Here is a 24,746-nt window from a genome sequence, read left to right as displayed (position 1 = left end):
GGAACCCGCACCCGGAACACCACGGTCAGAACCCCGGACCGCCGATCTTGTCCCCCGCAGCAGCAAGCCGTCCCCACAACAGGTCGGCCAGACTGCGCACCAACTCCGCCCGCGAGCAGGGCCGTTCGCCCAGCCACCAGTCCCCGGCGGCATGCATCATCCCGACTATCCCGTGCCCCCAGACCCGGGCGAGCTGCTGACTCCCGGGTCCGAGATCCAGCCGCTCCTCGATCACGGTGGCCAGTTCCTCGCCCATCGTGCGGAGCAACGGCATCGAGTGCTTGCCGACGTCGAATCCCTGATCCGCCGTCTGACCCCCCTCGGTCGGATGCATCAGAAACCGATACACCTGAGGCCGGGCCTCGATCGCCGCGAGGTACGTGTCCAACGTGGACTCGACCCGCTCACGCCGGTCCGCGGGAGCGTCCAGCGCGGCCCGCAACGAAGCCAGCAGCGCATCCGTGTGACGCTTGGCCAACGCCGCGTAGAGTCCGCTCTTGTCGCCGAAGTGCCGGTACAGAATCGGCTTCGTGATACCGGCTTCCGCGGCGATGGCGTTCATCGAGGCCTGTGGGCCGTCGCGCAGCACCACCCGGTCGGCGGCCTCCAGCAGCTCTCGCCGCCGGCGGTCGGCGGATCGTTGCTGATCGGTCCGCTGCGTGGTGTCCATTCGTTCTCCCCACCCGTGCTCGATCGATGACGCCTGCGCAAACTAACACTCAACATGCTCCATCCATCGAATGGGCTGTCGATGGGTCATCGGGAGTTGACTTTACCTACTAGCCAGTAACAAACTAGGGTTACCGCTAGTAACACGCACGTACCGCCGCTGGAGGGGACATGGCCGAGTTCACCATGGAGCTCAACGACGAACAGAAGGAGGTCCGGGACTGGCTGCACGGTTTCGCCGCCGATGTGATCCGCCCCGCGGCCGCCGAATGGGACGAGCGTGAGGAGACTCCCTGGCCGGTCATCCAGGAAGCCGCGAAGGTCGGCATCTACTCACTCGACTTCTACGCCCAGCAGTACTTCGACCAGACCGGCCTCGGCATTCCGATGGCCATGGAGGAACTGTTCTGGGGTGACGCGGGCATCGCCCTGTCGATCGTCGGCACCGGTCTCGCCGCCGTAGGCGTCCTCGCCAACGGCACCGAGGAGCAGATCGGCACCTGGGTGCCCCAGATGTACGGCGACGCCAACGACGTCAAGCTCGCCGCCTTCTGCTCCTCCGAGCCCGACGCCGGCTCCGACGTGGCCTCGATGCGCACGCGTGCCGTGTACGACGAGGCCAAGGACGAGTGGGTGATCAACGGCACGAAGACCTGGGCGACCAACGGCGGTATCGCCAACGTCCACGTCGTCGTCGCGGTCGTCGACGCCGAGCTCGGCTCCAAGGGCCACGCGTCCTTCATCATCCCGCCGAACACGCCGGGCCTGGCCCAGGGGCAGAAGTTCAAGAAGCACGGCATCCGCGCCTCGCACACCGCCGAGGTCATCCTGGACAACGTGCGCGTGCCCGGCTCCTGCCTGCTGGGCGGCAAGGAGAAGCTGGACGAGCGTCTGGCGCGGGCCCGGGAGCGGGCCAGGGCGGGTGGCGGCGAGCGCGTGAAGAACGCGGCGATGGCCACGTTCGAGGCCTCGCGGCCGGCGGTCGGCGCCATGGCCGTCGGCACCGCCCGTGCCGCCTACGAGGTCGCCCTCGACTACGCGATGACGCGCGAGCAGTTCGGGCGCCCGATCATCGACAACCAGGGCGTGGCCTTCCAGATCGCCGAGATGCGGACGCAGATCGACGCGGCGCGGCTGCTGGTGTGGCGCGCGTCCTGGATGGCGGTCAACGGCAAGCCGTTCACGGCGGCCGAGGGGTCGATGTCGAAGCTGTTCGCGAGCGAGACGTCGAAGAAGGTCACCGCTCAGGCCATACAGATTCTCGGCGGCAACGGCTACACGCGGGAGTACCCCGTGGAGCGTATGCACCGCGACAGCGCGATCTACACGATCTTCGAGGGGACGAGTGAGATCCAGCGGCTGGTGATCGCCCGTACGTTGTCGGGTATGCCGATTCGGTAAGCGCCGCAGGGGTTGCTGCGCGACGCGGTCCGCGGCTTCGTGGGGGCTGGTCGCGCCCGCGCGGCGGAGCCGCAAATTGATACAGCCCCGCGCCCCTGGTCGGCTGCGGCGAGCCGCGTTGCCGAGGTGATGGAGGACGTCGATGACGGACAACCCGCTTGTGTCGCTGATCGCCCGCGGAGAGGCCGGTCTCGGCACCCTCGGCGCACTCGCGCTCGAGCAGGGCTGGGTGATCCCCGCGGATCGTCGCGCCTTCCTCCATCTGGCCGAACGGGCCACGCCCGACGCTCCCGGGTCCGCCGCCTTCTTCACCTTCCTGGCCGAGGGTGAGTCGCTGGCCGAGGAGCGTCTGGGCGTGTTCGCCGCCGCCTGTGGAGTGACCGGGGCGCAGGCGGCCGGCCACACACCGCTCCCGGGCTGCCAGGCATACCCCGCGTACGTCGCTTGGCTGGCCCTCAACGCATCACCGGCGGAGGCCGTGTTCGCGCTCACGGCCAACTTCGCGGCCTGGGGCGATTACTGCGGGACGATCGCCGAGGCCCTGCGCCGCCACTACGGCTTCACGGACGAGGCGTGCGGCTTCTTCGACTTCTTCGCGGAACCGTCCCCGGAACTGGACCGGCTGGCCCGAGCGGCCCTGGAGGCGAGCGAACTGGATGAGCCACGAGCGCACCGGTACGCCCGCTTGCTCCAGTCCTACGAGGACCAGTTCTGGTCAACGCTGTACGGGCCGACCCCCTAGGGGCGCGGCTGTATCAATTTGCGGCTCCGCCGCGCGGGCGCGACCAGCCCCCACGAACCCGCACCGGCACCGAACGGCCCCCCTTACGGAGTCGTCCCGCTGCTGTGCGCGATGCACGCCACGTCGATCCGGTCGGCGAGCTTCGCCAGCTCGATCGTCAACGCAGCCACCGTGTCCTCGTCGAGCCCGTCCTCCCCGGCCTCGACAAGGTGCAGCCATCGACCGCCCACCGTACGCAGCAGCTTGCTCACGTCGGCGGCAGCAACCTGCAAGGTCCCCCGGTCATCGACGATCAGCGGCAGAGTAACTTCGCGGTTCACACCCGGGATCGTAACCGCGCAGCGCTCACGCACCCTGCCAAACCGTAGTGATGTTGCAGAACTCGCGGATTCCGTGCCCCGACAGCTCACGGCCGAATCCGGACCGCTTCACTCCGCCGAACGGGAACGCCGGATGGGACGCCGTCATCCCGTTGACGTACACGCTTCCGGCCTCCAGGTCGCGTACGAAACGGTCGACCTCGGCCTCGTCACGGGTCCACACGTTCGAACTCAGTCCGAAGGGTGAGTCGTTGGCGATCAGTACCGCCTCGTCCAGATCGGCCGCCCGGTAGAGCGTGGCGACCGGACCGAACGCCTCCTCGCGATGGATCCGCATCTCGCGGGTGATGTCGGCGAGGACCGTGGGCGGGTAGTACCAGCCGGGCAGCTCGGGCCGGCGCAGCCGGTGGCCGCCGCACAGCACGGTCGCCCCGCTGCGCTTGGCGTCGTCGACCAGTTCCTCCAGGTCCGCCCGGCCCTGCTCGCTCGACAGCGGGCCGACGTCCGTCTCGTCCAGCATCGGGTCGCCGACCACCAGCGCCTTCATGCCCTCGACGAAGCGCTCGGCGAAGGCGTCGTAGACGTCGGTGTGCACGATGAACCGCTTGGCGGCGATGCAGGACTGCCCGTTGTTCTGCACCCGCGCGGTCACCGCGATCCGCGCGGCGCGGTCGATGTCGGCCGAGGGCATGACGACGTACGGGTCGCTGCCGCCCAGTTCCAGCACCGTCTTCTTGATCATCTCCCCGGCGGTGGAGGCGACCGCGCGGCCCGCGGGCTCGCTGCCGGTCAGGGTCGCCGCCCTGACACGTTCGTCGCGCAGGACCTCGTCGACCTGCCCGGCGCCGATCAGCAGCGTCTGGAAGCAGCCCTCGGTGTAGCCCGCACGGTGGAACAGGTCCTCGATGTAGAGGGCGGTCTGGGGGACGTTCGAGGCGTGCTTCAGCAGGCCGACATTGCCCGCCATCAGCGCCGGCGCCGCGAAGCGCATCACCTGCCAGAGCGGGAAGTTCCACGGCATGACCGCGAGGACCGGCCCGAGCGGGCGGTAGCGCACCCGCACGCGCGAGGCGCCCGAATCCTTCACGTCCGAGTCGGCCGGCTCCTCGTCGGCGAGCAGCCCCTCGGCGCGTTCGGCGTACCAGCGCATCGCCTTGGCGCACTTGGCGGCCTCCGCGCGGGCCTGCTTGATGGGCTTGCCCATCTCGGTGGTCATGACCCGGGCGATGTCCTCCTGGTCGGCGTCCAGATGGTTCGCGGCCTGGATCAGCAGGCGGCCGCGGTCGACGAAGCTCGTCGTCCGGTAGGTGCGGAAGGTGGCCTCGGCGAGCTGGAGCCTGCGCTCGATCTCTTCGGCGCCCATGGCCTCGTACGTTTTGAGCGTCTCGCCGTTCGCAGGGTTGACCGTCGCGATGGGCATGACCGACCTCCTGGAAGCGGACTGATGCTTCGAGATTCCCGCGCGGCGGTGGGTATCGCAACGCGTGCACGGCTGCTCAGGCCGAGTGCTCCGCCAGCCGGTCGAGAAACGCGGCCTGGGCCTTGACGATGACCTCGCGCGCCCGGTCGACGGCCAGCCAGCGCACCCGGTCCAGTTCCGGGAACTCCTGGGTGCGGCCCGAGCGCGGCGGCCACTCCATCCGGAAGGTGCCCGGGACGACCGTCGCCGGGTCGAGGTCGGCCTCGATCGCCCACACCGTGACGATCTTGCCGCCGGACTGCTTGACCTCGCCGAGCGGTACGGCCTCCCCGTCGGGCGGAGGCAGCCCCAGCTCCTCCTGGAACTCGCGGCGAGCGGCGTCCCAGGCGGGCTCGTCGGGTTCGTACTCGCCCTTGGGGACCGTCCACGCCCCGGCGTCGCGCTTGGCGAAGAACGGGCCGCCCATATGGCCGAGCAACACCTCCAGGCCGTGGTCGGTGCGGCGGAAGAGCAGCAGGCCCGCGCTGCGGCGCTCGCGGGACGGCGTCATGGGCGTACCTCCGGGTGGGCGGCCAGCAAAGTCTCGACCGTGTCGGCCTCCTCCGGCCGTTTGTCCTCGCGGTAGCGGACCACGCGGGCGAAGCGGAGGGTTACGCCGGCCGGGTAACGGGTGGAGCGCTGGAGGCCGTCGTAGGCGATCTCGACGACGAGTTCCGGGCGTACGGTCACCACCCAGTCGTCGCTGCGCACGGCGAGCTCCTGGAGCCGCTCGGTCTGCCAGGTCAGCATCGCGTCGGTCATGCCCTTGAAGGTCTTGCCGAGCATGGCGAAGCCGCCGTCCGCCGTGCGCGCCCCCAGGTGGAGGTTGGAGAGCTTGCCGGTCCTGCGGCCGTGGCCCCATTCGGCGGCGAGCACCACCAGGTCGAGGGTGTGCACGGGCTTGACCTTCAGCCAGGAGGCGCCGCGCCGGCCGGCGCTGTAGGGGGCGTCGAGGGCCTTGACGACCACGCCCTCGTGGCCGCGCTCCAGGGTCTCGGCGAGGAAGTCCTCGGCCCGCGTGAGGTCCTCGGGGCCGGACACCAGCGCGCGGCGCACCCGCATCGGCTCGGGGACCAGGCGGGCCAGCTCCGCGTGCCGCTCGGTGAACGGCAGGTCGAGCAGGTCGTGGCCGTCGACGGACAGGGCGTCGAAGAAGACGGGGGAGACGGGGATCTCTTGGGCCGCCGTCGCCACGTCCACGCGGGAGCCGACGCGGCCGGCGGTCTCCTGGAAGGAGCGAGGGAGGCCGATGTCGTCGAAGGCTATGACCTCGCCGTCCAGGATGAACCGCTCGCCCCTCAACTCCAGTGCGGCGGCGGTGACTTCGGGCAGGCGGTCGGTGATGTCGTCGAGGGTGCGGGTGTAGAGCCGTACCGAGTCGCCGTCGCGGTGGACCTGGACGCGGATTCCGTCCAGCTTCTCCTCGACCGCGCACGCGCCGAGCTTGTCGACCGCCTCGGACACCGAGGACGCGGTGTGCGCCAGCATCGGCAGGACCGGGCGGCCCACGGTGAGCCGGAAGCGCTCCAGTGACCCGGGTCCGTCCGCGAGCAGCGCCCGGGCGACGTCCTGGAGGGATCCGGCGAGCATGACCGCCCGTCGCACGTCCGCCGGTGGCGCTTCCGTCGCCTGGGCCAGGCCCTCCACCGCCACCGCGTCCAGCGCGCCCTGCCGGACCTCGCCGGTGATCAGCCCGAACAGGAACCGCTGCTCGTCCTCGGTGGCCGCACCCATCAACTCGCCGACGAGCCGCGCGCGTTCGGCCTGCGAGCCGGTGCCGGAGACCTTGCCGAGTTCGGTGAGCCGGGCGTCCACCTCGCGGACGGTGAGGGTCGGATCGGTGGCCGGTGGGACCGGGCGGCTCAGCACCTTCCAGCCGATGCCGAGCCGGCCCTGCGGGAGGCGGCCCGCCAGATACGGGATGACGATCGGCACGTCGTCCGCCTCGGCGTCCCGGAACAGCTCCGCCAGCAGAGCGATCTTCCGGGAGCGCGCCGAGGTCGCGGCGACCTCCTGGGACACACGGGCGAGCCGGGTCAGCAGCATGCAGCCATCGTGCGACGGGCTCCGCCGGTTTACACCCCGACGAACGGTGATTGCCGCGACGGGCCGTCGTCCGACTGCGGCGCTGTCGTGGCTCGTCGCGCAGTTCCCCGCGCCCCTTTCGGGGCGTTGCCGAACCGCAGATGACCAGGGCAGGCACCTTCAGCGGGGGATCGCCGCGTCCAGGTCCGCCATCAGCAGCTCCCCGTTGATGAAGGCCCCTGCCCGGTAGCCGCCCGACGCCGCGTTGATGACCTGCTCCGAGAAGCCCATCGCGTTGCCGGCCGCCCAGACGCCCGGCACGGAGGTCAGTCCCGTCGGGTCGACCACCGGGTACGAGCCGAAGGGGGTTTCCTGGAACTCGGCGCCGAGCTTTTCAAAGAGGCCGGTCTGCGGAACCGCTCGGGGTGCCGTGAAGACGACCTCGCGCGCGTGGACCGTGCCGTCTGCGAGACGTACGCCCGTCAGCCGGTCGTCCTCGATCACCAGACCGGCCACCGCTCCCGGAACCACCTTCACGCCGGCAGCCGCGAGCCTGCGCAGGTCGTCGTCCGAGAGGTCGGACTCGGCGACCTCGTGCAGGAAGAAGGTCACGTCCTTCGACCACTGCGACACCATCAGCGCCTGGTGCACGCTCAGCGGTGTGGTGGCGAGCACACCGAACGCCCGGTCGCGGACCTCCCAGCCGTGGCAGTACGGGCAGTGCAGCACGTCCTTGCCGAAGCGCTCGGCGACGCCGGGGACCTCGGGCAGCTCGTCCTTGAGGCCGGTGGCGACGACCAGCCGCCGGGCCCGGACGCTGCGTCCGCTCGCCAGCGCCACCGTGAAGTCGCCGTCGCGGGTGACGTCGACCGCGCGGTCCCGGACCAGCTCGACGCCGTACCGCGCGATCTCCTCCCGCCCGACGGCCAGGAACTCGGCGGGTGACATGCCGTCCCGGGACAGATAGCCCTGCATATGGGCGGCGGGCGCGTTGCGTGGCTCGCCGGCGTCGACGACCAGGGTCCGGCGCCGGGCGCGGCCCAGGACCAGGGCGGCGGACAGGCCGGCCGCGCCGCCTCCGACGACTACGACCTCGTACTGCTCGGTGTGCTTCTCGGTCATGGTGACACCTCCACCATGACCGTCCCTCCGAGGCGCGGGATTGACAAATCAACTTGCCGATTCTGCAATACAGGCATGAGTACCGACGACGTTCTCGCCGAAGTGGGCCCACGGCTCAGGAGGCTGCGCAAGGACCGGGAGGTGACCCTCGCCGCGCTGTCCGAGACGACCGGCATCTCCGTCAGCACCCTGTCCCGGCTGGAGTCCGGCCTGCGCAAGCCCAGCCTGGAGCTGCTGCTGCCGATCGCGCAGGCGCACCAGGTGCCGCTGGACGAACTGGTCGGCGCCCCTCCGGTCGACGATCCGCGCGTGCGCTCCCAGCCGATCGTGCAGCACGGCCGCACCTTCTGGCCGCTCACCCGGCAACCCGGCGGCCTCCAGGCGTTCAAGATCCTCTCTCCCCGGCGCAGGGAGGAACCGGAACAGCGCACCCACGAGGGCTACGAGTGGCTCTATGTGCTGTCCGGGCGGCTGCGGCTGGTGCTGGGGGAGCATGACCTGGTGCTGGAGCCGGGGGAGGCGGCCGAGTTCGACACCCGGGTGCCGCACTGGTTCGGGTCGACGGGGGAGGGTCCGGTGGAGTGCCTCAGCCTGTTCGGGCCGCAGGGGGAGCGCATGCATGTGCGGGCGCGTCCCCGGAAGGCGTGACGGACGCGACTGTTCCGCCGCGGACTGTTCCCTGATCGGCAAGCGACCGCTTAGTATGCGAACCGACCCCGGTCAGACGAAGCAGTCCCCCGTGGAGGCACCGCATGCAGGCATGGCAAGTGCACGAGAACGGCGAGCCGAGCGAGGTGATGCGTCTCGACGAGGTCGACACGCCCACCCCCGGTGACGGCCAGGTCCTGCTGAAGGTGCGTGCCGCGAACATCAACTTCCCGGACGCGCTGATGTGCCGGGGGCACTACCAGGTCCGGCCGCCGTTGCCGTTCACGCCGGGCGTGGAGATCTGCGGCGAGACCGAGGACGGGCGCCGCGTCATCGCCAACCCGGCGCTGCCGTTCGGCGGCTTCGCCGAGTACGCCGTCGCGGACGCCGCCGCCGTCCTGCCCGCACCCGAGTCGCTGGACGACGCCGAGGCCGCCGCCCTGCACATCGGCTACCAGACCGGCTGGTTCGGCCTGCACCGCCGGGCCGGCCTGGAGGCCGGGGAGACGCTGCTCGTCCACGCTGCCGCAGGAGGGGTCGGCAGCGCGGCCGTGCAGCTCGGCAAGGCGGCCGGCGCGCGGGTCATCGGTGTCGTGGGCGGCGCCGACAAGGTGGCCGTGGCGCGGGAGCTGGGCTGCGACGTCGTCGTCGACCGGCGCTCCGAGGACGTCATCGGTGCCGTCAAGGAGGCCACCGGCGGCCGGGGCGCCGACGTCATCTACGACCCCGTCGGCGGCGAGGCCTACACCCAGTCCGCCAAGGTCGTCGCCTTCGAGGGCCGGATCGTGGTCGTCGGCTTCGCGAGCGGCCAGATCCCCAGCCCGGCGCTGAACCACGCCCTGGTGAAGAACTACTCGATCCTCGGCCTGCACTGGGGCCTGTACAACACCAAGAACCCGAAGCTGATCATGCACTGCCACGAGCAGCTCACCGAGCTGGCCGCCCGGGGCGCCATCAAGCCGCTGGTGAGCGAGCGCGTCCTGCTGGGCGGCGCCGCGGCCGCCGTGCAGCGGGTCGCCGACGGCGTCACCACGGGGCGCGTCGCCGTGATCCCGGGACTCACCGAAGGAGGAGCGGCATGACCGACGCCGCCGAACTGCGCCGCCGTACGGCCGAGTTGCTGGCCGCGCACCCGCCGGCCACGACCGACCGGCTCGACTTCCTGCGCGCCCGCTTCGACGCCGGTCTGGCCTGGGTGCACTATCCGGAGGGCCTCGGCGGCCTCGGCGCGCCCCGCTCCCTCCAGGTCGTCGTGGACACCGAGCTGGAGGCCGCGGGCGCCCCCGACAACGAGCCGCGGCGCATCGGCATCGGCCTCGGCATGGCCGCGCCGACGATCCTGAAGTACGGCACCGAGGAGCAGAAGCAGCGCTTTCTGCGGCCCCTGTGGACCGGCGAGGAGGTCTGGTGCCAGCTCTTCAGCGAGCCCGGCGCCGGATCCGACCTCGCGGCGCTCGGCACCCGGGCCGTGCGGGAGGGCGACGACTGGGTCGTCAACGGGCAGAAGGTGTGGACGTCCAGCGCCCACATCGCCCGCTGGGCCATCCTCATCGCCCGCACCGACCCGGACGTGCCCAAGCACGCAGGCATCACTTACTTCCTGTGCGACATGACCGACCCCGGCGTCGAGGTCCGGCCGCTGCGCCAGATCACCGGCGAGGCCGAGTTCAACGAGGTGTTCCTGACCGGCGTCCGCATCCCGGACTCCCGGCGCCTCGGCGAGATCGGCGACGGCTGGAAGGTCGCGCAGACCACGCTGAACAACGAGCGCGTCGCCATCGGCGGCATGCGGCTGCCCCGCGAGGGCGGCATGATCGGCCCGGTCGCCAAGACCTGGCGTGAACGCCCCGAATTGCGCACGCACGACCTGCATCAGCGGCTGCTGAAGCTGTGGGTCGAGTCCGAGGTCTCCCGCCTCACCGCCGAACGGCTGCGCCAGCAGCTCGTCGCCGGACAGCCCGGCCCCGAGGGCGCCGGCATGAAGCTCGCCTTCGCCCGGCTCAACCAGGAGATCAGCGGCCTGGAGGTCGAACTGCGCGGCGAGGAGGGCCTGTTGTACGACGACTGGACCATGCGCCGCCCGGAGCTGGTGGACTTCACCGGCCGCGACGCCGGCTACCGCTACCTGCGCTCCAAGGGCAACAGCATCGAGGGCGGGACCAGCGAGGTCCTGCTGAACATCGTCGCCGAACGCGTCCTCGGCCTGCCCGCCGAGCCGCGCACCGACAAGGACGTCGCCTGGAAGGACCTGTCCCGATGACCGATCTTCTCTACTCCGAGGAGGAAGAGGCGCTGCGGGCCGCCGTACGGGACCTGCTCACCGACCACTGCGACGCGCCCGGCGTCATCGCGCGCACCGAGTCGGGCGCCCCGCACGACCTGGAGGCATGGAAGGCGCTCGCCGACGGCATGGGCCTGGCCGGGCTCCTGGTCCCGGAGGACAGGGGCGGCCAGGGTGCCACGCACCGCGAGGCCGCCGTCGTCCTGGAGGAGCTAGGGCGCGCGGTCGCCCCGGTGCCGTACCTGACGAGCGCCGTGGTCGCCACGGAGGCACTGCTGGCCGGCGACGCCGAAGGGGTCCTGCTCGCCGAGCTGGCATCCGGGCGGCGCATCGGCGCCCTCGCCGTCGCGCTGAACGTCTCCCCGGGCGGCGCCTACAAGGTCGTACGGCATGAGGGCGGCGCCCTGCACGGGGAGTTGACCGGCATCGCGGACGCCGCCGTCGCCGATGTGCTGCTCGTGCCCGCGGACGACGGCGGGCTGTACGCGGTGGACGCCGACGCCGTGACCGTCACCCCGCAGACGTCCCTGGACCTGACCCGGCCCCTTGCCACGGTCACCCTGGACGGTGCGCCCGGCCGGCTGCTGGGCGACGCCGAGCCCGCCGTACGACGCGCCCTGCGGGCCGGCGCCGGACTGCTCGCCTCCGAGCAACTCGGCCTCGCCGAATGGACGTTGACCGAGACGGTCCGCTATCTGAAGGACCGCAAGCAGTTCAACCGGCCCGTCGGCGGATTCCAGGCCCTCAAGCACCGGCTCGCCCAGTTGTGGCTGGAGGTCGTCAACCTGCGCGCCGCCGCCCGCAACGCCGCCGACGCGCTCGCGACCGGCGAGGACGTCGAGGTGGCGGTCGCCGTCGCCCAGGGCTACGCGGCGCAGGTCGCCGTGCACGCCGCCGAGGAGGCCCTCCAACTGCACGCCGGTATCGGGATGACCTGGGAACACCCCGTGCATCTGTATCTGAAGCGGGCCAAGGCCGACTCGATCGCCTACGGCACCGCGGGCGCACACCGCGAGGCACTGGCCGAAATCGTCGACCTCCGAGCACCCTGACGTACACCTGAGCAAAGCCCGCGAGAAGCCCGCCCCACCTGGGGCGGGCTTTTTCGTGCGCCCTGCACGGAGGAAGTGAACGAACGACGGCGGTCCGGCCAACTCCCCGCAAGGGCACTGCTGTTCGGGGCCTTCGGAATCGCATACTCGCAGCGGTTCCATCCGACCCTGTCAGGGAGGCAGAGCATGGCCCTCACCACCCGTCGCAGAGCCCTCACCACCCTCGGCGCCGCCCTCGCGGGCGCGGTCGCCCTGCCCGCCGCCCAGGCGCTGGCGGGCGAACGAGGGCACGGCCCGCGCCCGTTGTGGCGGGCCCACGCCCACAACGACTACGAGCACCCGCGCCCTCTCCTCGACGCCCTCGACCACCGCTTCGGCAGCCTCGAAGCCGACATCTACCTGGTCGGCGACCAGCTCCTGGTCGCCCACGACCCCGAGGACCTCGACCCCCGCCGCACCCTGGAGTCCCTCTACCTCGACCCGCTGGCCGCCCGCGTCAAGGCCAACCACGGCTCCGTCTACCGGGGATACCGCAAGTCCATCCAGCTCCTCATCGACATCAAGACCGAGGGCTCCTCGACGTACCTCGAACTCGACAAGCACCTGGCGCGCTACAAGCACCTGTTCACGACATACGCCCACGGCCGCGTCCTCGCGGGCCCGGTCACCGCCGTGATCTCCGGCGACCGTGCCGCCCGTGCGCCGATGGAGGCCCAGAAGCTCCGCCGCGCCTTCTACGACGGCCGCCTCGCCGACCTCGGCACCTCGGCGCCCGCCTCCTTCGTCCCGCTGATCAGCGACAACTGGACGCTGAACTTCACCTGGCTCGGTGTGGGCGCCTTCCCGGACGCCGAACGGCGCAAGCTGCGCGGCATCGTCCAGGCGGCGCACTCGCGCGGACAGAAGGTGCGCTTCTGGGCCACCCCGGACGTGGCGGGCGCCGCGCGCGACGCCCTGTGGGGCGAGTTGCTCGCCGCCGACGTCGACTTCCTGAACACCGACGACCTCGCCGGTCTGGAGGCGTTCCTCGACGCCCACCGGACGGTCTAGCCGCGCCTCGCGGAACACCACTCGTTCGGAGTACAGGTCAGCCGCCCGGACGAACCCTCCGCTACGCCACACTTACGGCCGAACGCCGTGAACCGGGCAAGGCGGCGTGGCGGAGGAGGTTGACGATGGCCATTTCCATCTCTGTGGTGCTGCTGCTGTTCATCCTGGCGGTGATCTTCGTCCGCAACGGCGGGCTGAAGGTCACCCATGCTCTGGTGTGTCTGCTGCTCGGCTTCTATCTGGCAAGCACGAGCATGGCGCCCACCATCAACAGCGGCCTGACGGCCACGGCGGACATCGTGAGCAGTCTCAGACCGTGACCGTCAGGAAGCCGGTCAGGGGGTCGGCCGAGGGACCGAGAAGACCCCGATGCCGTTGGGGACGGGGCGTTCCCTGCCGTCGGAGGGGTGGTTGCGCACGGACACCGCCGCCTCACCCGGCTCACGCGCGACCAGCGTCGAGGAGCCGCCGCCGTCCAGGCTGAAGGCGTCGGCCGAGCCCAGATCCCGCATCACGGAGGCCACCTCGGCGATGGTCAGGCCGGTGCGGTACTCGGGTGCGCCGTCCAGTGCGAGCAGCACCAGACGACGGCCCCGGTCCGCGATGCCCACGGCGGTCCGCACGGCCGAGGCCCGGTCGTCCAGGCCGGGCAGCGGCTGCCCGTCGTCCAGCACCGGATAGCCGCCGAGCGCGAAGAGGTACGGGATCCGGGACGACGACGCCACCAGCCGGTGCCGCACCGACACCGGCTCGCCCGCGAAGAACTTCCGCAGTTGCTGCGCGCCCGCCTCCCGGCCCACCAGCACGGTGGTGTCCGCGGCGATCGGACCGCTGCCGGGGTTGTCGGCCGTCGACACGACCCGTCCGTGACGGACCGTCACCTCGTAGGTGTCCGTGCTGCACGGAGCCGCCCGGTCGGTGTCCGTGCCGCAGGTGGCGCGCACCCGGGAGACGCTGCCCCACTTGGAGGTGAACGCCCCGATGGTGCCCACCGGCAGCGCGTACTGGTTGAGCCCGCCCAGCGGCAGGCGGCCCTCGGGAGTGCGGATCGAGCCGTCGATGCTCAGTCCGTCCAGCCGGGCCCGGCGGTCCACGCCCACCCCGAACACGTCCTCGGTGCTCGTGCCGGGCGGCAGCGCGGGTCCGAAGCGCTGGCCGTTCGGCACCGCAGCCTTCAGGGCCCGGCCGCGCGCGATCACCGGTCCGACGCTCGCGCCGGTCGCCTCGACGCCGGGGTGCTGGGTCTCGCTGATGTTGAAGAAGTCGCCGTTCACGCCCGCCACCGCACCCTGCGCGGTGGCCTGCTGCGAGACGGTGGCCCGTGCCGCGACCGCGCCCGGGTACAGCAGGTCGAGCCGGACGCGTGGATCGCGGAGGTCGACGGTGAGGACGTGGGCGTGCGCCGTGCCCCTGGCTGCCGGGATGTCGAACTCGTCGTAGCCGACGCCGGGCGCGATCGGAGTGGGCTGCCGCGCGGCGCCGGCCGGTGCCGCCCCCACCAGGGCCGCACCGGCCAGCGCGCCGAGTGCCGTGAACAGCGTGAGCGCCGCTCTCGCTGATGCGAATCGTTTCTGACGAAGCGTCACGAATTCCCCCTGAGGTCTCGTCAAATGTCGCAGGACTCAGGGGAAGTGCACCAGACGGCGATGACCAGCCGGGGATCTAGGCGCCGACGACGCGAGAACGGGTGAGGAAACGGACCCCCTCGGGTGCCTCCAGCGAGAAGCCGCTGCCCCGCCCCTCGACCACGTCGACGATCAGCCGGGTGTGGCTCCACACCTCGTACTGACTGCGCGACATCCAGAAGGTCACGGGCTCCACCACCCCCTCCACGTGCAGCTCCGCGAGCAGGACGTCCGAGTCGCCCGTGCGGAACTCGCCCTCCGGGTAGCACATGGGCGCGCTGCCGTCGCAGCAGCCGCCCGACTGGTGGAACATCAGCGGGCCGTGCGTCGCGCGCAGACGGCGCAGCAGGTCGGCGGCCGCGGGGGTGAGTTCGACACGCGGGGTCTCCTCATACATGACAGCAAGGGCAGCACGGGCAACGTTGCAAAAGGGTTGCACCCTTGTGGCCACCCTTCTCACCACCCGTTCTGACTAACCTGCACGGGTGACCATCGAGTTGACGCTGCTGACCTCCGTCTCCCACCAGGGAAAGGAGATCACCGCACCCCGGCTGCGCGGCCTGCTCGCGCTGCTGGCCGGGGAGCCGCGGGCGGGATGCAGCACGGGACGGCTCGTGGCCGGGCTGTGGCCGGACCAGCAGCCGGAGAACCCGACCAAGGCGTTGCAGATCCTGGTCTCCAGGGCCCGGACCCTGCTGGGCGGCGGGGTCATCGCCAGCACGCCCACCGGCTACCGCATCGCCCTGCGCGAGGACCAGGTCGACGCCTGGGCCGTGCCGCTCCACGTCGCCGCGAGCACGGAGAAGGCGCGGGCCGGCGACCATCACGGAGCGGTCGCCGAGGCCGAGGCGGGGCTCGCTCTGTGGGACACCGGCCCGGCGGAAGGGAGTTCCCTCGACGACCCCGTACGGGGTCTGCGCCTCGAACTCGCCGCCGCGCACACGGCGTTGAGCCGGCTGCGGGCGCTCTCGCTGGCCCGTTCCGGTCGTCGGCAGGATGCGGTGGGGCCGCTCGGCGAGCTGGTGGACGCCCACCCGCTGGACGAGGAACAGTTGCTGGAGCTGATGCGTTGTCAGGCGGCCACCGCCGGAGCGGCCGTCGCGCTGGCGGCGTACGACACCTACCGGCGCCGCCTGCGGGACGAGCTCGGCACCGACCCCGGCCCTGCCCTGCAGGAGCTGCACCAGGAACTGCTGCGCGGGCAGGCGCCCGTCGTGCGGCGCGGCGTGCCGCACGAGCCGAACCCGCTGCTCGGGCGGGAGGCCGACATAGCCGCCGTGACCCGGCTGATCCACAGCTCCCGGGTCACCTCGATCGTCGGGCCGGGCGGGCTCGGCAAGACCCGCCTCGCAGGCGCCGTGGCCCGGGAGGCCGAGCACCGGGTCGTGCACCTGGTGCCGCTCGCCGGGGTCGGCCGCGACGCGGACGTGGCCGCCGAGGTCGCCTCGGCGCTCGGCGCGGGGGAGGGCCCGCGCGACGCCGGACCGCTCGCCGGCATCGTCGGCGCCCTCGGCCCCGGGCCCGCGCTGCTCGTCCTGGACAACTGCGAGCAGGTCGTCTCCGGCGTCGCCGACCTCGTGCGGGCCCTGGTGTCGATGACCCGGAACGTCAGCGTCCTGACCACGAGCCGCGCCCCGCTCGGGCTGTCCTCCGAGGCCGTCCACCCGCTGCCCGAGCTGGACCAGCGCACCACCGTCGAGCTGTTCGAACAGCGAGCCCGCGCCGCCCGGCCCGACGCCGAACTGCCCGCCGACGCCGTCGCCGCCCTGTGCCGCCGCCTCGACGGGCTGCCGCTCGCCACCGAGCTCGCCGCCGCCCGGGTACGCGTGATGTCGGTCGCCGAGATCGCCCGCCGCCTCGAGGACCGGTTCGCGCTGCTGCGCGGCGGACCGCGGGACGCGCCCCGGCGGCACCGCACCCTGCACGCCGTGGTCGACTGGAGCTGGAACCTGCTCGAACCCGACGGCCGGGCGGCCCTGCGCGCCCTGTCCGTCTTCCCCGGCGGCTTCACCACCGAAGCCGCCGAACACCTCCTCGGCGGCCATGACGTACTGGATGTGCTGGACGTCCTGGCGGACCTCGTCGACCAGTCCCTGCTCAAGGTCACCGACACCGCGCACGGCACACGCTTTTGGATGCTGGAGACCGTACGGGAGTTCGCCGCCGCGCATCGGGAGCAGGCCGGGGAGGAGGGCATGGTCGCGGACCGGTTCATCGGATGGGCGCGGGAGTTCGGGGCCACGCACCACGACGCGCCGTTCGGCCCCGACCCGGTCGGGTCCTGGAAGCTGATCCGCGCCGAGCAGGACAACCTCGTCCAGGCACTGCGGCTCGCGCTCGCCCGCGACGACGCCGGCACGGTCGCCGCCGTGGCCGCCGCACTGAGCGCCCTGTGGACCACCGAGGCCAACTACACGCGGCTGATGGCCCTGGCCGACGACACCGCCCCGCTGCTCACCCGCCACCGGCCGGCTCCCGCGTACGTCGAGCCGACCCGTACCGCCCTCGCCCTGATGACCGCCACCCTCTTCCTCGCCCTCGGAGCCGGTGCCGTGCGCCCGCTGGCCGGCCTGCGCAAGCTGCCGTCCGCGCCGCCCGACACCCTGGTCCGCGCCGCGTCGACGGTGCTGTGCGCCCTGCCGGAGGTGCTCGCGTCCGGTGACCGTGAACGGCTGAAGGCACTCTGCGACAGCGATGCGCCCCTGCTCGCGGGCGTCGCCAACTGCGTGGCGAGCTATGTGTGGGAGAGCGAGCACGACCCGGAACGGGCCCTGGAGGCCGCCCGAGGGATGCTCGACGCCTTCACGGACCGGGAGGTCCCGCTGCTGCGGTACTGGCCGCAGGCCCGGATCGGTGAGCTGTGCCTGCGCATGGAGCGCGGCGCGGAGGCGATCGGCCCCATGGAGAGCGCGATGGCGGAGCTGGGGCACTTCGGTGAGGGTCAGGACCCGCTCGGACTGAGCTGGGGGCTGATGCTCGCCCACCTCCAGACCGGCGACCTCGAATCGGCCGAGCACTGGCTCGAACACGCCCTGCGGCACCAGCCCGAGAGCATGACACCGGACGCGTACGCCCCCGACCTGGGCGCCCGCGCCGAGATCGCTCTCGCCCGGGGGGACATCGACACCGGCCTCGGGCTGTGGCGCCGCGCCGTCGCACGCATGGAGCGCGCGGCGAGTCCCGTCCGAGGCGGCGAACCCCTGCTGGAGGGCTGGCGCCTGGAGTTGCAGGCCGTCGCCCTCACGGCCCATGCCCGGCAGGGCCGCACCGACCTCGTGGCACCCCTCGCCGGCGCGCTCCCCGAGCGTCTGACGACCCTGCTGACCCGGCAGCCGATCGCCGCGCACCCCACGACCGCGGACCTCCCCGTCCAGGGCGCGCTGCTGCTCGCGCTCGGCACCGCCGACCTGGCCGACGGGGATCCCGCCCGCGGCGTACGGCTGATCGCGCTGGCCGAGCGCTTCCGCTGCCTGCGCAACTTCCAGCCGACGATGTCCTCCGCCCGCGCCCGGCAGGACGCGCAGGACGCCGATCGGGCGGCGTACGCGGACGCGGTGAACGAGTACGCCGCCCTGGATCCGGACGCGCTGCGCGAGGCCGCGCTCGGGTTGCTGGGGGAGCGGACCGGCTGAGGCCAGGCGCCGGCCCCCACGTCGGCACGGTCAGAGCCGGACCGGCAGGCTCAGCAGGTGGAAGCCGTCACCGGGCCAGTGGCCGAAGGGGACGTCGGCCCTGTCCACGGCCAGGACCGGCGCCGGCCGCCGGACGAGCAGCTCGTCGAGCACGACGCCCGTCACCAGCCGGCCCATCGCCGCGCCGATGCAGTAGTGCGGGCCGTGCCCGAAGGCGAGATGGCCGTCACCGCGCCCGAACTCCCGCGTGATGTCGAGTCGTTCCGGCTCCTCGAACGCGGCGGGGTCGTGGTTGGCGCCGAACAGCGCGATCGTCACGGCCTCGCCCTTGCGCAGCGGGGAACCGGCGAACTCGAAGTCCTCGGCGGCGTACAGGGTGGCGCCGATGCGCACCAGCGTGACGTACCGCAGGAGTTCGGGCACCGCGCGGGCGAGCAGCTCCGGCTCGTCGTGCAGCCGCCGAAGCTGTTCCGGGTGGTCGAGCAGGGCGAGCAGACCGTGGGCGAGGAACAGGGCGGGCGGGGTGATGCCCGTGTTGATGAGCAGGAAGAAGACGGTCACGATCTCGTCGTCGTTCATCCCGCCGTCCGCCAGCAGGGCCGAGACCAGATCGTCGGCGGGCTCCGCGCGGCGGCGGGTCACCAGGTCCTTGGTGTACTCCACGATGCCGGCCAGCCCCTCGGCGATCCGGCTGCCGTCGCCGTACGCGAAGTCCCGGATCCACCCGCACACCCGGTCCTGGTCGGCAGCGTCCACACCGACCAGCTCGCAGATCACGGCCGTGCACAGCGGGTAGGCGAACTCGCCCAGCAGATCGGCCTGTTCCCGGTCGGCGAGGCCGGCGATCAGCTCACGGGCGGCCTTCTCCACGAAGGGACGCAGCGCTAAGACGCGGCGGGCGGTGAAGGCGCGGGTGAGGGGGTTGCGGCGCCGGGTGTGCTCGTCCCCGTCGAACAGCGAAAGGTGCCCGGACAGGTACTTGAGGTACTCCTGCGGGAAGCCCTCGATGCCTTGGGCCAGCAACTCGGCCTGCGGGTCCGGCATGTCGGAGCCGCCGGGCACGGCCGAGCGGTCCCGGATCAGCCGCGGCTCGCTGAGCGCGTCCCGCGCGTCCTCGTGGCGGGTGACCAGCCGCACGGGGGTGTCCAGACCCGGCAGGACCGCGTGCCCGAGGCCGGCGCGCGAGCGCAGGCCGGCGTAGCCGCGGACGGGATCCTCGACGAGCTCGGGGGTCAGGTGGAGGGGGGTGGCGTCCATGGCGTGTGCCTCTCTGGCTCCGGGGAGTTCGTGTGACCAGAGCGTGCGGGAGGCCGCCTTCGGCGCGGTTTCAGGGCGGTTTCAGAGGGGGCGGGTGGCCGGAAGCGGCTGTTGTCTTCCCCGCGTACGGCAGTGCCCTGAGCCGGGCCGAGGCGTCGGCGCCGGCTCAGGGCATGGGGAGCGCCGGGGTGTCGGCGTCGGCTCAGGGCACGGTGAGGGCCGCTAGCGTCGGCCGTCGCCGACGGTGACGAAGCCCGCGGGGCGCGCGCCGGTGAGGTTGTCGTAGACGACATCGCCGGTGGACTTCTGCCAGATCCTGATCCGGAAGGTGTCCGGGGCGTCGGTCGCGGTGACGCGGAAGCCGTAGCCGGCGTTGCCGTTCACCTTGCCGGTGCCTTGGTAGACGGCCCGGGACCCGCTGACGACGAGCCAGTCGGAGCCGGTGGAGCGGAACTTCAGCCCGGCCCGGCCGAGGTCGAAGTCGGCCTTTCCGGTCGGGACGACGGCCCCCTTCGCGTAGGTGGCGGCGAGGGAGAACACGGCCGGGCCGGTCAGGTCCGGCTTGGCCGGGTAGGCGCCGGCCGGCGAGGTGATCACGCCGGTGCCGAGTGCCGGGCCCGCCGCGCGGTCGTAGACGATCAGCTCGGGGAGGGTGGCGTCGTCCGAGGCGCCGTCGTCGTCCTTGACCGTGACCACCGGGCGGTGGATGCCGGCCTTGGCGTAGGTGTGTGCGGCCCGGCAGGTGGTGCCGCTCACCGTGCCGTCGGCGGGTTGCGTGCCGTCCTTCCAGTCGACCCGGCAGGTGAGGGTGTCGCCGGTGCCGGGGTCGCTGACCTCCGCCGTGACCACCGTGGGCCTTCCGACCGGGACCGGGGACGCCGGCCCGCTCGCGGCGCCGATCGCCGGTGCCGCGTTGGCGACCTTCACGATGGCCGAGTCGCTGGCCCGGCCGCCGGTCAGCGTGACCGTGTAGGTGCCGTCGTCCGTGCAGGTGAGGGTGGTCCTCGCCGCCCCGGCATCGGCGAACGAACAGGGAGCGCCCTCCTCGGCCGTCCACTTCGGGCTCCCCGCGCCGGAGACGGTGCCGTGCAGCGCGATCCGGTCGCCCTCCGAGCCCGCGGAGTCCGGGCCGGCGTGCACGACGGTGACCGGATCGATGCTCGTGAGGGTGGGCACGACCTTCTTGATCAGCCCGTCCGCGCCGAACTCCAGCTTGTCCACGGTCGTTTCGCGATGGGTGCCGTCACCGCCGGGGAGCGCGAACCGGTGATAGGCGATGTACCAGTCGTCGGTGTTCGGGACCTGGACCACCGAGTGATGGCCGGGCCCCTTGATGCCGAGCGACAGGTCCTTGTCCAGGATCACGCCGTGCTTGGTCCACGGGCCGGTGGGCGAGGGACCGGTGGCGTAGGCGACCCGGTAGTTCTCGTCGCGGGTGTCGTTCTCCGACCACATGAAGTAGTAGGTGCCCGCGCGCTTGATGACGAAGGAGCCCTCGTTGTAGCCGCTCGGCGTGATGTCCTGAACCTTCGCGGTGTCGATGGACGTCATGTCGGCGTTGAGGGGCGCGACGTACGCGTGCCCGTTGCCCCAGTAGAGATACGACTGCCCGTCGTCGTCGGTGAAGACCGCCGGGTCGATCATCTGGCCGCTGAACTGCCCCGCCTTGAGCAGCGGTCGGCCGAGCGCGTCCTTGAAGGGCCCCGTGGGCGAGTCCGACACGGCGACGCCGATGTTGGCGTCGGCGCAGAAGTAGAAGTAGTACTTCCCGTCCTTCTCGGCGATCGTCGGAGCCCAGGCCCTGCTGTCGGCCCAGGAGACGTCGGGACCGAGGTCGAGAATGACGCCGTGGTCCGTCCAGTGGACCAGGTCGGTGGAGGAGTACGCCTTGAACCGCGTACCGCTCCAGCCCTCGAAGCCGTCGGTGGTCGGGTACAGGTAGAAGGTGTCGCCGAAGCGGACGATGTTCGGGTCGGCGTTGAGACCCGGCAGGACCGGGCTCTTCATCACCAGCGCCGAGACCGTCCAGGTCCGCTTCGTGCCGTCGGAGCCCGTCACCTCGTACGTCACCGGCTCGCTGAAGTCCCGCACACTGCCGGAGGCCGGGCTGATCGCCGCACCGTGGGCGAGGGTGAACTCCGGGGCGAGGGCCGTGAGATCGGTGCCCTCCCGCATCGGAAGGGTGATCCTGCCGCTCGCGTTGTCGATGAGCGCGTCGACCTTCAGCGCTGGGTGCGTCGCCCTGGTGATGCCCGCGGTGTTGCCGCTGAGCTCCATCACCTCGGCGGCCGTGAGCGCCCGGTCGTAGACGCGGAAGTCGTCGACCTCGCCGCCGAAGTACGGGTCGGCCGCGTACAGGGACCTGCCGATGTAGCCGCTGTAGTCCTTGTCCGCGTCGTACAGCTCGGACGGCTTGACGGTGGTCGTCGTACGGGCCGCCTCGATGCCGTCCACGTAGAGGACCATCGCGCCGGTGGAGCCGTCGAGGGTGACCGTGACGTGCCGCCACTCGCCGGGCGTGAGCCGCGAGCCGGCCGTCAGCTTCGACTCCGCCGACCAACTCGCCTTCGTGATGGCCGAGTAGAGGCTGGAGCCGCCGTTGGACGGGGTGGCGAATAGGTACTTGTCGCTGTCCGGCCCGAGCCCGAACAGCCACTGGAAGTTGTCGCCACCCTTCCACTTGGCGTACGTCGAGACGGTGACGCTGCCGGCGTTCTTGAGCACGCCGTTCGGGATCCTCACGTACGGCGAGTTCGCGTCGCCGGACATCTTGAACGAGCCGCCCTCGACGCCCGTGCCGAAGTCGGGCGTACGGACGTAGGTGCCGTGGTGGCCGTGCCCGCTGGAGTCACGGGCGATGCTGCCGCCGGTCTCGTCGAAGCCGTAGTGCAGGAGCAGGTCGGCAGGGACGTCTGGGCCTGCCTCCGACACGGTGACCTCGGCCCGGACCGGTATCGCGGCGCCGTCCGGGAGGCGGCCGGTGACGGTGAAGGTGCCGGCCTGCGCGTACTGCGACGCCGGGACTTCCTCCCATGCCACCGCGACCGGACGCTTGACGCCGTCGGCGTACGTGGCGATGACGGTGGCCGGCAGGACGGGTGCCCGGCCGACGCCGGTCTTCACCTCGACGTCCTCGACGCCCTGCACCAGTTGGTCCGGCTGGTAGGCGCGCAGCAGACGGTCGTACTCGGCCTGGGTGACGGGGAGCACCGTGCCGTGGCGGGGCTTGGCCGGGAGGTCGTAGCCGGTGGACGGCGTCCAGGTGCCGGAGGCGAGGTCGGTCGTCTCGAAGGGGATGTAGCCGCGCCCGCCGAACTCGTCGAGGAACGCGTACCACTTGTCCTCGGTGTTCGACTTGAACACCAGCGGGCCCTCCGCCGCGCTCATCGCGCCCTTGCCGATGCCCTCGGCGACGGCGCTCCAGGACAGGTTCAGCAGCGAGTCGCTCTTCTCCTCGAAGATGAACTTGCTGTTGGGCGTGGAGGAGGAGTTGTTGCGCTCGTCCTTGGAGAGGCGGAAGTACGTTCCGTCGTGCCGGATCACCGTGGAGTCGATGACCGAGTAGCCGCGGTCGATCCAGACCTTGGGCTCGCTGAAGGTGTAGAAGTCGCGGGTGGTCGCGTACATCATGCGGTTGTACGTGTCGCCGGAGTGCGCCTCGTTGTCGTACAGCTTCGACGCCCAGAAGACGACGTACTCACCGCGCTCCGCGTCGTAGAACGCCTCCGGCGCCCAGGTGTTGCCCGCGCTGTCCGGCGAGACCTTCACCAGCCGCTGGTTCGTCCAGTGGACGAGGTCGGTGGACTCCCACACCATGATGGACTTGCTGCCGCTGCGCTGGGCGGCGTCCCAGTCGCCGTTGCCGTAGATCCTGAGGTCGGTGGCGATCTGGTAGAACTTGTCGCCCTCCGGGGAGCGGATGATGAACGGGTCGCGCAGGCCCTTCTCGCCGAGCGTGGACGTCAGGACCGGCTTGCCGTCGTTCAACTCCCGCCAGTGCAGCGGGTCGTCGCCCTTGCTGAGGGCGGCGTAGAGCTGCTCGCCGTCGGCGGTGCCCTCGCCGGTGAAGTAGCTGAACATGTAGCCCTTGAGGGCCTCGCTCTTCGGCAGTTCGGGCACCTTGGCGGTGAAGGCGCGGGTCGTGCTCGCGGCGCCCTTGGTGACGGTGGCGGTCAGCTCGACGGTGGTGGTGCCGTCGCCGTGCGCGGGGCGGTGGACCAGGCCCCCTGAGGAGATGACGTCGGGCTCGGCGGAGGACCAGGCGACGTCGGTGCCGTACGCGCCGGTCGTCGGGAGGGTGAGGTTGCCGCGGACGTCGTCGAGGTTGTGGACGCCGAGAGCCGCGGCGGCCTGTTCGGTGGCGGTCCGGTCGTCGAAGTCGGGGAGCACCGTGACGTCGAAGGTCTTGGTGTCGGTCACGGCGCCCTTCCTGAGGGTCGCGGTGAGGGTGGCGTGGGCCTCGGGCTCACCGGCGGCAGGGCGCGTGACCTCGCCGGTGTCCGAGACGACCGACGGGGCGTCGCTGGACCAGCCGATCGAGGAGCCGCCGGCCGTGCCGGTCCTCGGCAGGTCGAGGTCGGCCGTGACGGCGCCGGTGTCACCGAGGCTCAGCGCGGCCTTGTCGTCGGCGACGCCCTGCGTGGCGACGGGAAGGGCGAGTTGCCCCACCTCGGCGGCGGCGAGCGCGCGGTCGTAGACCCGGAAGTCGCGGATGCGGCCCTTGAAGAGCCTGTCGCCGGAGTAGACGGACTTGCCGATGTAGTTGGCGGTGGTGGTGCCGGAGCCGATGGAGCCGGGGGTGGTCGTGACGGCCGTGTTGCGCCCGACCTCGACGCCGTCCTCGTACAGGACGCCCGTGGTGCCGGTCTGCGTGTAGGTGAGGTGCTTCCAGACCGAGCGGGTCAGGTTGTGTGAGTCGGCGGGCTTCGTCGTCTGCTCGGTCGACCAGTTGCCGGTCGCGATGGACGTGCGCAGGGAGTTGCCGGTGGTGAAGAGGTAGCCGTTGCCGTTGCCGCCGCTGGTGTTGCCGAAGCCGTAGACGAAGTACGGCGTGCTCTGGGCGGAGTCGACCATCACGTCCAGCGAGACGGAGATCGAGTCCATGCCCTTCATCACGTCGTCCGGCACCTTGAGGTAGGTGTCGGAGCCGTTGAAGGCGAGCCCCTGACCGGCGCCCGGCCAGTCGGCGGTGCCGCTCACGGTCGCGTCCCGGCCGTGGCCGGAGGCGTCGGCGACCGTGCCGCCGGAGGCTGCGTCGAGCTTGTACCAAAGGGCGAGACCGTCGGTGATGTCCGCGGCGTCGGCCACTTCGCCGGCGTCGGCGGATTCGGCGGCCTGCGCGTGGGGGACGGGCGCGGCCAGTCCCAGCAACAGCGCCGCGACGGTGGGCCCGGCGAGTCGGACCGCCCGGCGTCTCGCTCGGACACGGACACGTGCGATGTACGGCATGTCGAGTTCCCTGCT

Annotated in this window: 19 protein-coding genes; 9 read left to right on the top strand and 10 right to left on the bottom strand. The window is 71.6% G+C overall.

Translation table 11 applies throughout. The annotated features are described in order from the left end of the window. Window positions 1-25: 25 nt before the first annotated feature. On the bottom strand, window positions 26-670 hold the full coding sequence (locus ACZ69Q_RS13905) for a TetR/AcrR family transcriptional regulator (RefSeq protein ID WP_351194128.1): 645 nt from the start codon (window positions 668-670) through the stop codon (window positions 26-28). Window positions 671-840: 170 nt separating this feature from the next. Between ACZ69Q_RS13905 and ACZ69Q_RS13900 the strand changes: the two genes are divergently transcribed. After that, the gene (locus ACZ69Q_RS13900) at window positions 841-2,070 is read left to right on the top strand and encodes an acyl-CoA dehydrogenase family protein (RefSeq protein WP_471041220.1); all 1,230 of its coding nucleotides are present in this window, start codon (window positions 841-843) and stop codon (window positions 2,068-2,070) included. A gap of 142 nt (window positions 2,071-2,212) precedes the next feature. Continuing rightward, complete coding sequence (locus tag ACZ69Q_RS13895; protein WP_471041218.1) at window positions 2,213-2,812, top strand: thiaminase II/PqqC family protein; 600 nt, start codon at window positions 2,213-2,215, stop codon at window positions 2,810-2,812. Between the two features lie 83 nt (window positions 2,813-2,895). On the opposite strand, the gene ACZ69Q_RS13890 is transcribed toward ACZ69Q_RS13895, so the two are convergent. From ACZ69Q_RS13890 to ACZ69Q_RS13870, 5 genes are all read right to left on the bottom strand, one after another. Beyond that, window positions 2,896-3,132, bottom strand: coding sequence for a DUF6213 family protein (locus ACZ69Q_RS13890; RefSeq protein WP_030054037.1), 237 nt, complete (start codon window positions 3,130-3,132; stop codon window positions 2,896-2,898). Window positions 3,133-3,157: 25 nt separating this feature from the next. Beyond that, window positions 3,158-4,552, bottom strand: a complete 1,395-nt coding sequence (locus tag ACZ69Q_RS13885) for an NADP-dependent succinic semialdehyde dehydrogenase (protein WP_471041216.1) — start codon at window positions 4,550-4,552, stop codon at window positions 3,158-3,160. A gap of 76 nt (window positions 4,553-4,628) precedes the next feature. Continuing rightward, a complete protein-coding gene (locus tag ACZ69Q_RS13880) occupies window positions 4,629-5,102 on the bottom strand; it encodes an NUDIX hydrolase (RefSeq protein ID WP_471041214.1) in 474 nt (157 codons plus the stop codon). Beyond that, window positions 5,099-6,637, bottom strand: a complete 1,539-nt coding sequence (locus tag ACZ69Q_RS13875; RefSeq protein ID WP_471041213.1) for an ATP-dependent DNA ligase — start codon at window positions 6,635-6,637, stop codon at window positions 5,099-5,101. Before ACZ69Q_RS13875 ends, ACZ69Q_RS13880 begins: the two co-directional genes overlap by 4 nt. Before the next feature lie 159 nt (window positions 6,638-6,796). Then, on the bottom strand, window positions 6,797-7,738 hold the full coding sequence (locus ACZ69Q_RS13870) for an NAD(P)/FAD-dependent oxidoreductase (RefSeq protein ID WP_471041211.1): 942 nt from the start codon (window positions 7,736-7,738) through the stop codon (window positions 6,797-6,799). 75 nt (window positions 7,739-7,813) lie between these two features. On the opposite strand from ACZ69Q_RS13870, the gene ACZ69Q_RS13865 reads away from it, so the two are divergent. From ACZ69Q_RS13865 to ACZ69Q_RS13840, 6 genes are all read left to right on the top strand, one after another. After that, window positions 7,814-8,386, top strand: coding sequence for a helix-turn-helix domain-containing protein (locus tag ACZ69Q_RS13865; RefSeq protein ID WP_471041209.1), 573 nt, complete (start codon window positions 7,814-7,816; stop codon window positions 8,384-8,386). 104 nt (window positions 8,387-8,490) lie between these two features. Continuing rightward, window positions 8,491-9,468 carry an NADPH:quinone oxidoreductase family protein gene (locus ACZ69Q_RS13860; protein WP_471041207.1) on the top strand — a complete coding sequence of 326 codons (978 nt, stop codon included), beginning with the start codon at window positions 8,491-8,493 and terminating at the stop codon, window positions 9,466-9,468. Next, entirely contained in the window at window positions 9,465-10,646 is a 1,182-nt protein-coding gene (locus ACZ69Q_RS13855; protein ID WP_471041206.1) for an acyl-CoA dehydrogenase family protein, read from the top strand. The genes ACZ69Q_RS13860 and ACZ69Q_RS13855 overlap by 4 nt, the downstream gene beginning before the upstream one ends. Beyond that, entirely contained in the window at window positions 10,643-11,719 is a 1,077-nt protein-coding gene (locus ACZ69Q_RS13850; protein WP_471041205.1) for an acyl-CoA dehydrogenase family protein, read from the top strand. Before ACZ69Q_RS13855 ends, ACZ69Q_RS13850 begins: the two co-directional genes overlap by 4 nt. 186 nt (window positions 11,720-11,905) lie before the next feature. Further along, window positions 11,906-12,769, top strand: coding sequence for a phosphatidylinositol-specific phospholipase C/glycerophosphodiester phosphodiesterase family protein (locus ACZ69Q_RS13845; RefSeq protein ID WP_471041203.1), 864 nt, complete (start codon window positions 11,906-11,908; stop codon window positions 12,767-12,769). 125 nt (window positions 12,770-12,894) lie between these two features. After that, window positions 12,895-13,089, top strand: coding sequence for a hypothetical protein (locus ACZ69Q_RS13840; protein ID WP_217213809.1), 195 nt, complete (start codon window positions 12,895-12,897; stop codon window positions 13,087-13,089). 15 nt (window positions 13,090-13,104) lie between these two features. Here the strand turns inward: ACZ69Q_RS13840 and ACZ69Q_RS13835 are convergent, their stop codons facing one another. Next, complete coding sequence (locus ACZ69Q_RS13835) at window positions 13,105-14,355, bottom strand: phosphodiester glycosidase family protein (protein ID WP_471041202.1); 1,251 nt, start codon at window positions 14,353-14,355, stop codon at window positions 13,105-13,107. A 76-nt stretch (window positions 14,356-14,431) separates the two neighbouring features. Continuing rightward, window positions 14,432-14,791 carry a DUF779 domain-containing protein gene (locus tag ACZ69Q_RS13830; protein WP_471041200.1) on the bottom strand — a complete coding sequence of 120 codons (360 nt, stop codon included), beginning with the start codon at window positions 14,789-14,791 and terminating at the stop codon, window positions 14,432-14,434. 88 nt (window positions 14,792-14,879) lie between these two features. Here ACZ69Q_RS13830 and ACZ69Q_RS13825 point away from each other — a divergent pair, with 88 nt between their 5' ends. Continuing rightward, a complete protein-coding gene (locus tag ACZ69Q_RS13825; RefSeq protein ID WP_471041199.1) occupies window positions 14,880-18,026 on the top strand; it encodes an ATP-binding protein in 3,147 nt (1,048 codons plus the stop codon). A 30-nt stretch (window positions 18,027-18,056) separates the two neighbouring features. Here ACZ69Q_RS13825 and ACZ69Q_RS13820 read toward each other — a convergent pair whose 3' ends face one another. Then, the gene (locus ACZ69Q_RS13820) at window positions 18,057-19,283 is read right to left on the bottom strand and encodes a cytochrome P450 (protein ID WP_471041197.1); all 1,227 of its coding nucleotides are present in this window, start codon (window positions 19,281-19,283) and stop codon (window positions 18,057-18,059) included. Window positions 19,284-19,505: 222 nt separating this feature from the next. After that, window positions 19,506-24,731: a family 43 glycosylhydrolase gene (locus ACZ69Q_RS13815; protein ID WP_471041196.1), complete on the bottom strand. Its 5,226-nt coding sequence runs from the start codon at window positions 24,729-24,731 to the stop codon at window positions 19,506-19,508. Window positions 24,732-24,746: the final 15 nt, after the last annotated feature.

Source organism: Streptomyces sp. NPDC036764, from assembly GCF_055609385.1.
This window is presented reverse-complemented; position numbering and strand designations above follow the sequence as displayed.

What these genes read in the sequence shown, in the direction of transcription:
- ACZ69Q_RS13840 (WP_217213809.1), top strand. Translation starts at nt 12,895, where the DNA reads ATGGCCATTTCCATCTCTGTGGTGCTGCTGCTGTTCATCCTGGCGGTG.
- ACZ69Q_RS13860 (WP_471041207.1), top strand. Translation starts at nt 8,491, where the DNA reads ATGCAGGCATGGCAAGTGCACGAGAACGGCGAGCCGAGCGAGGTGATG.
- ACZ69Q_RS13895 (WP_471041218.1), top strand. Translation starts at nt 2,213, where the DNA reads ATGACGGACAACCCGCTTGTGTCGCTGATCGCCCGCGGAGAGGCCGGT.
- ACZ69Q_RS13855 (WP_471041206.1), top strand. Translation starts at nt 9,465, where the DNA reads ATGACCGACGCCGCCGAACTGCGCCGCCGTACGGCCGAGTTGCTGGCC.
- ACZ69Q_RS13850 (WP_471041205.1), top strand. Translation starts at nt 10,643, where the DNA reads ATGACCGATCTTCTCTACTCCGAGGAGGAAGAGGCGCTGCGGGCCGCC.
- ACZ69Q_RS13820 (WP_471041197.1), bottom strand. Translation starts at nt 19,283, where the DNA reads ATGGACGCCACCCCCCTCCACCTGACCCCCGAGCTCGTCGAGGATCCC.
- ACZ69Q_RS13815 (WP_471041196.1), bottom strand. Translation starts at nt 24,731, where the DNA reads ATGCCGTACATCGCACGTGTCCGTGTCCGAGCGAGACGCCGGGCGGTC.
- ACZ69Q_RS13905 (WP_351194128.1), bottom strand. Translation starts at nt 670, where the DNA reads ATGGACACCACGCAGCGGACCGATCAGCAACGATCCGCCGACCGCCGG.
- ACZ69Q_RS13900 (WP_471041220.1), top strand. Translation starts at nt 841, where the DNA reads ATGGCCGAGTTCACCATGGAGCTCAACGACGAACAGAAGGAGGTCCGG.
- ACZ69Q_RS13830 (WP_471041200.1), bottom strand. Translation starts at nt 14,791, where the DNA reads ATGTATGAGGAGACCCCGCGTGTCGAACTCACCCCCGCGGCCGCCGAC.
- ACZ69Q_RS13880 (WP_471041214.1), bottom strand. Translation starts at nt 5,102, where the DNA reads ATGACGCCGTCCCGCGAGCGCCGCAGCGCGGGCCTGCTGCTCTTCCGC.
- ACZ69Q_RS13885 (WP_471041216.1), bottom strand. Translation starts at nt 4,552, where the DNA reads ATGCCCATCGCGACGGTCAACCCTGCGAACGGCGAGACGCTCAAAACG.
- ACZ69Q_RS13875 (WP_471041213.1), bottom strand. Translation starts at nt 6,637, where the DNA reads ATGCTGCTGACCCGGCTCGCCCGTGTGTCCCAGGAGGTCGCCGCGACC.
- ACZ69Q_RS13870 (WP_471041211.1), bottom strand. Translation starts at nt 7,738, where the DNA reads ATGACCGAGAAGCACACCGAGCAGTACGAGGTCGTAGTCGTCGGAGGC.
- ACZ69Q_RS13865 (WP_471041209.1), top strand. Translation starts at nt 7,814, where the DNA reads ATGAGTACCGACGACGTTCTCGCCGAAGTGGGCCCACGGCTCAGGAGG.
- ACZ69Q_RS13845 (WP_471041203.1), top strand. Translation starts at nt 11,906, where the DNA reads ATGGCCCTCACCACCCGTCGCAGAGCCCTCACCACCCTCGGCGCCGCC.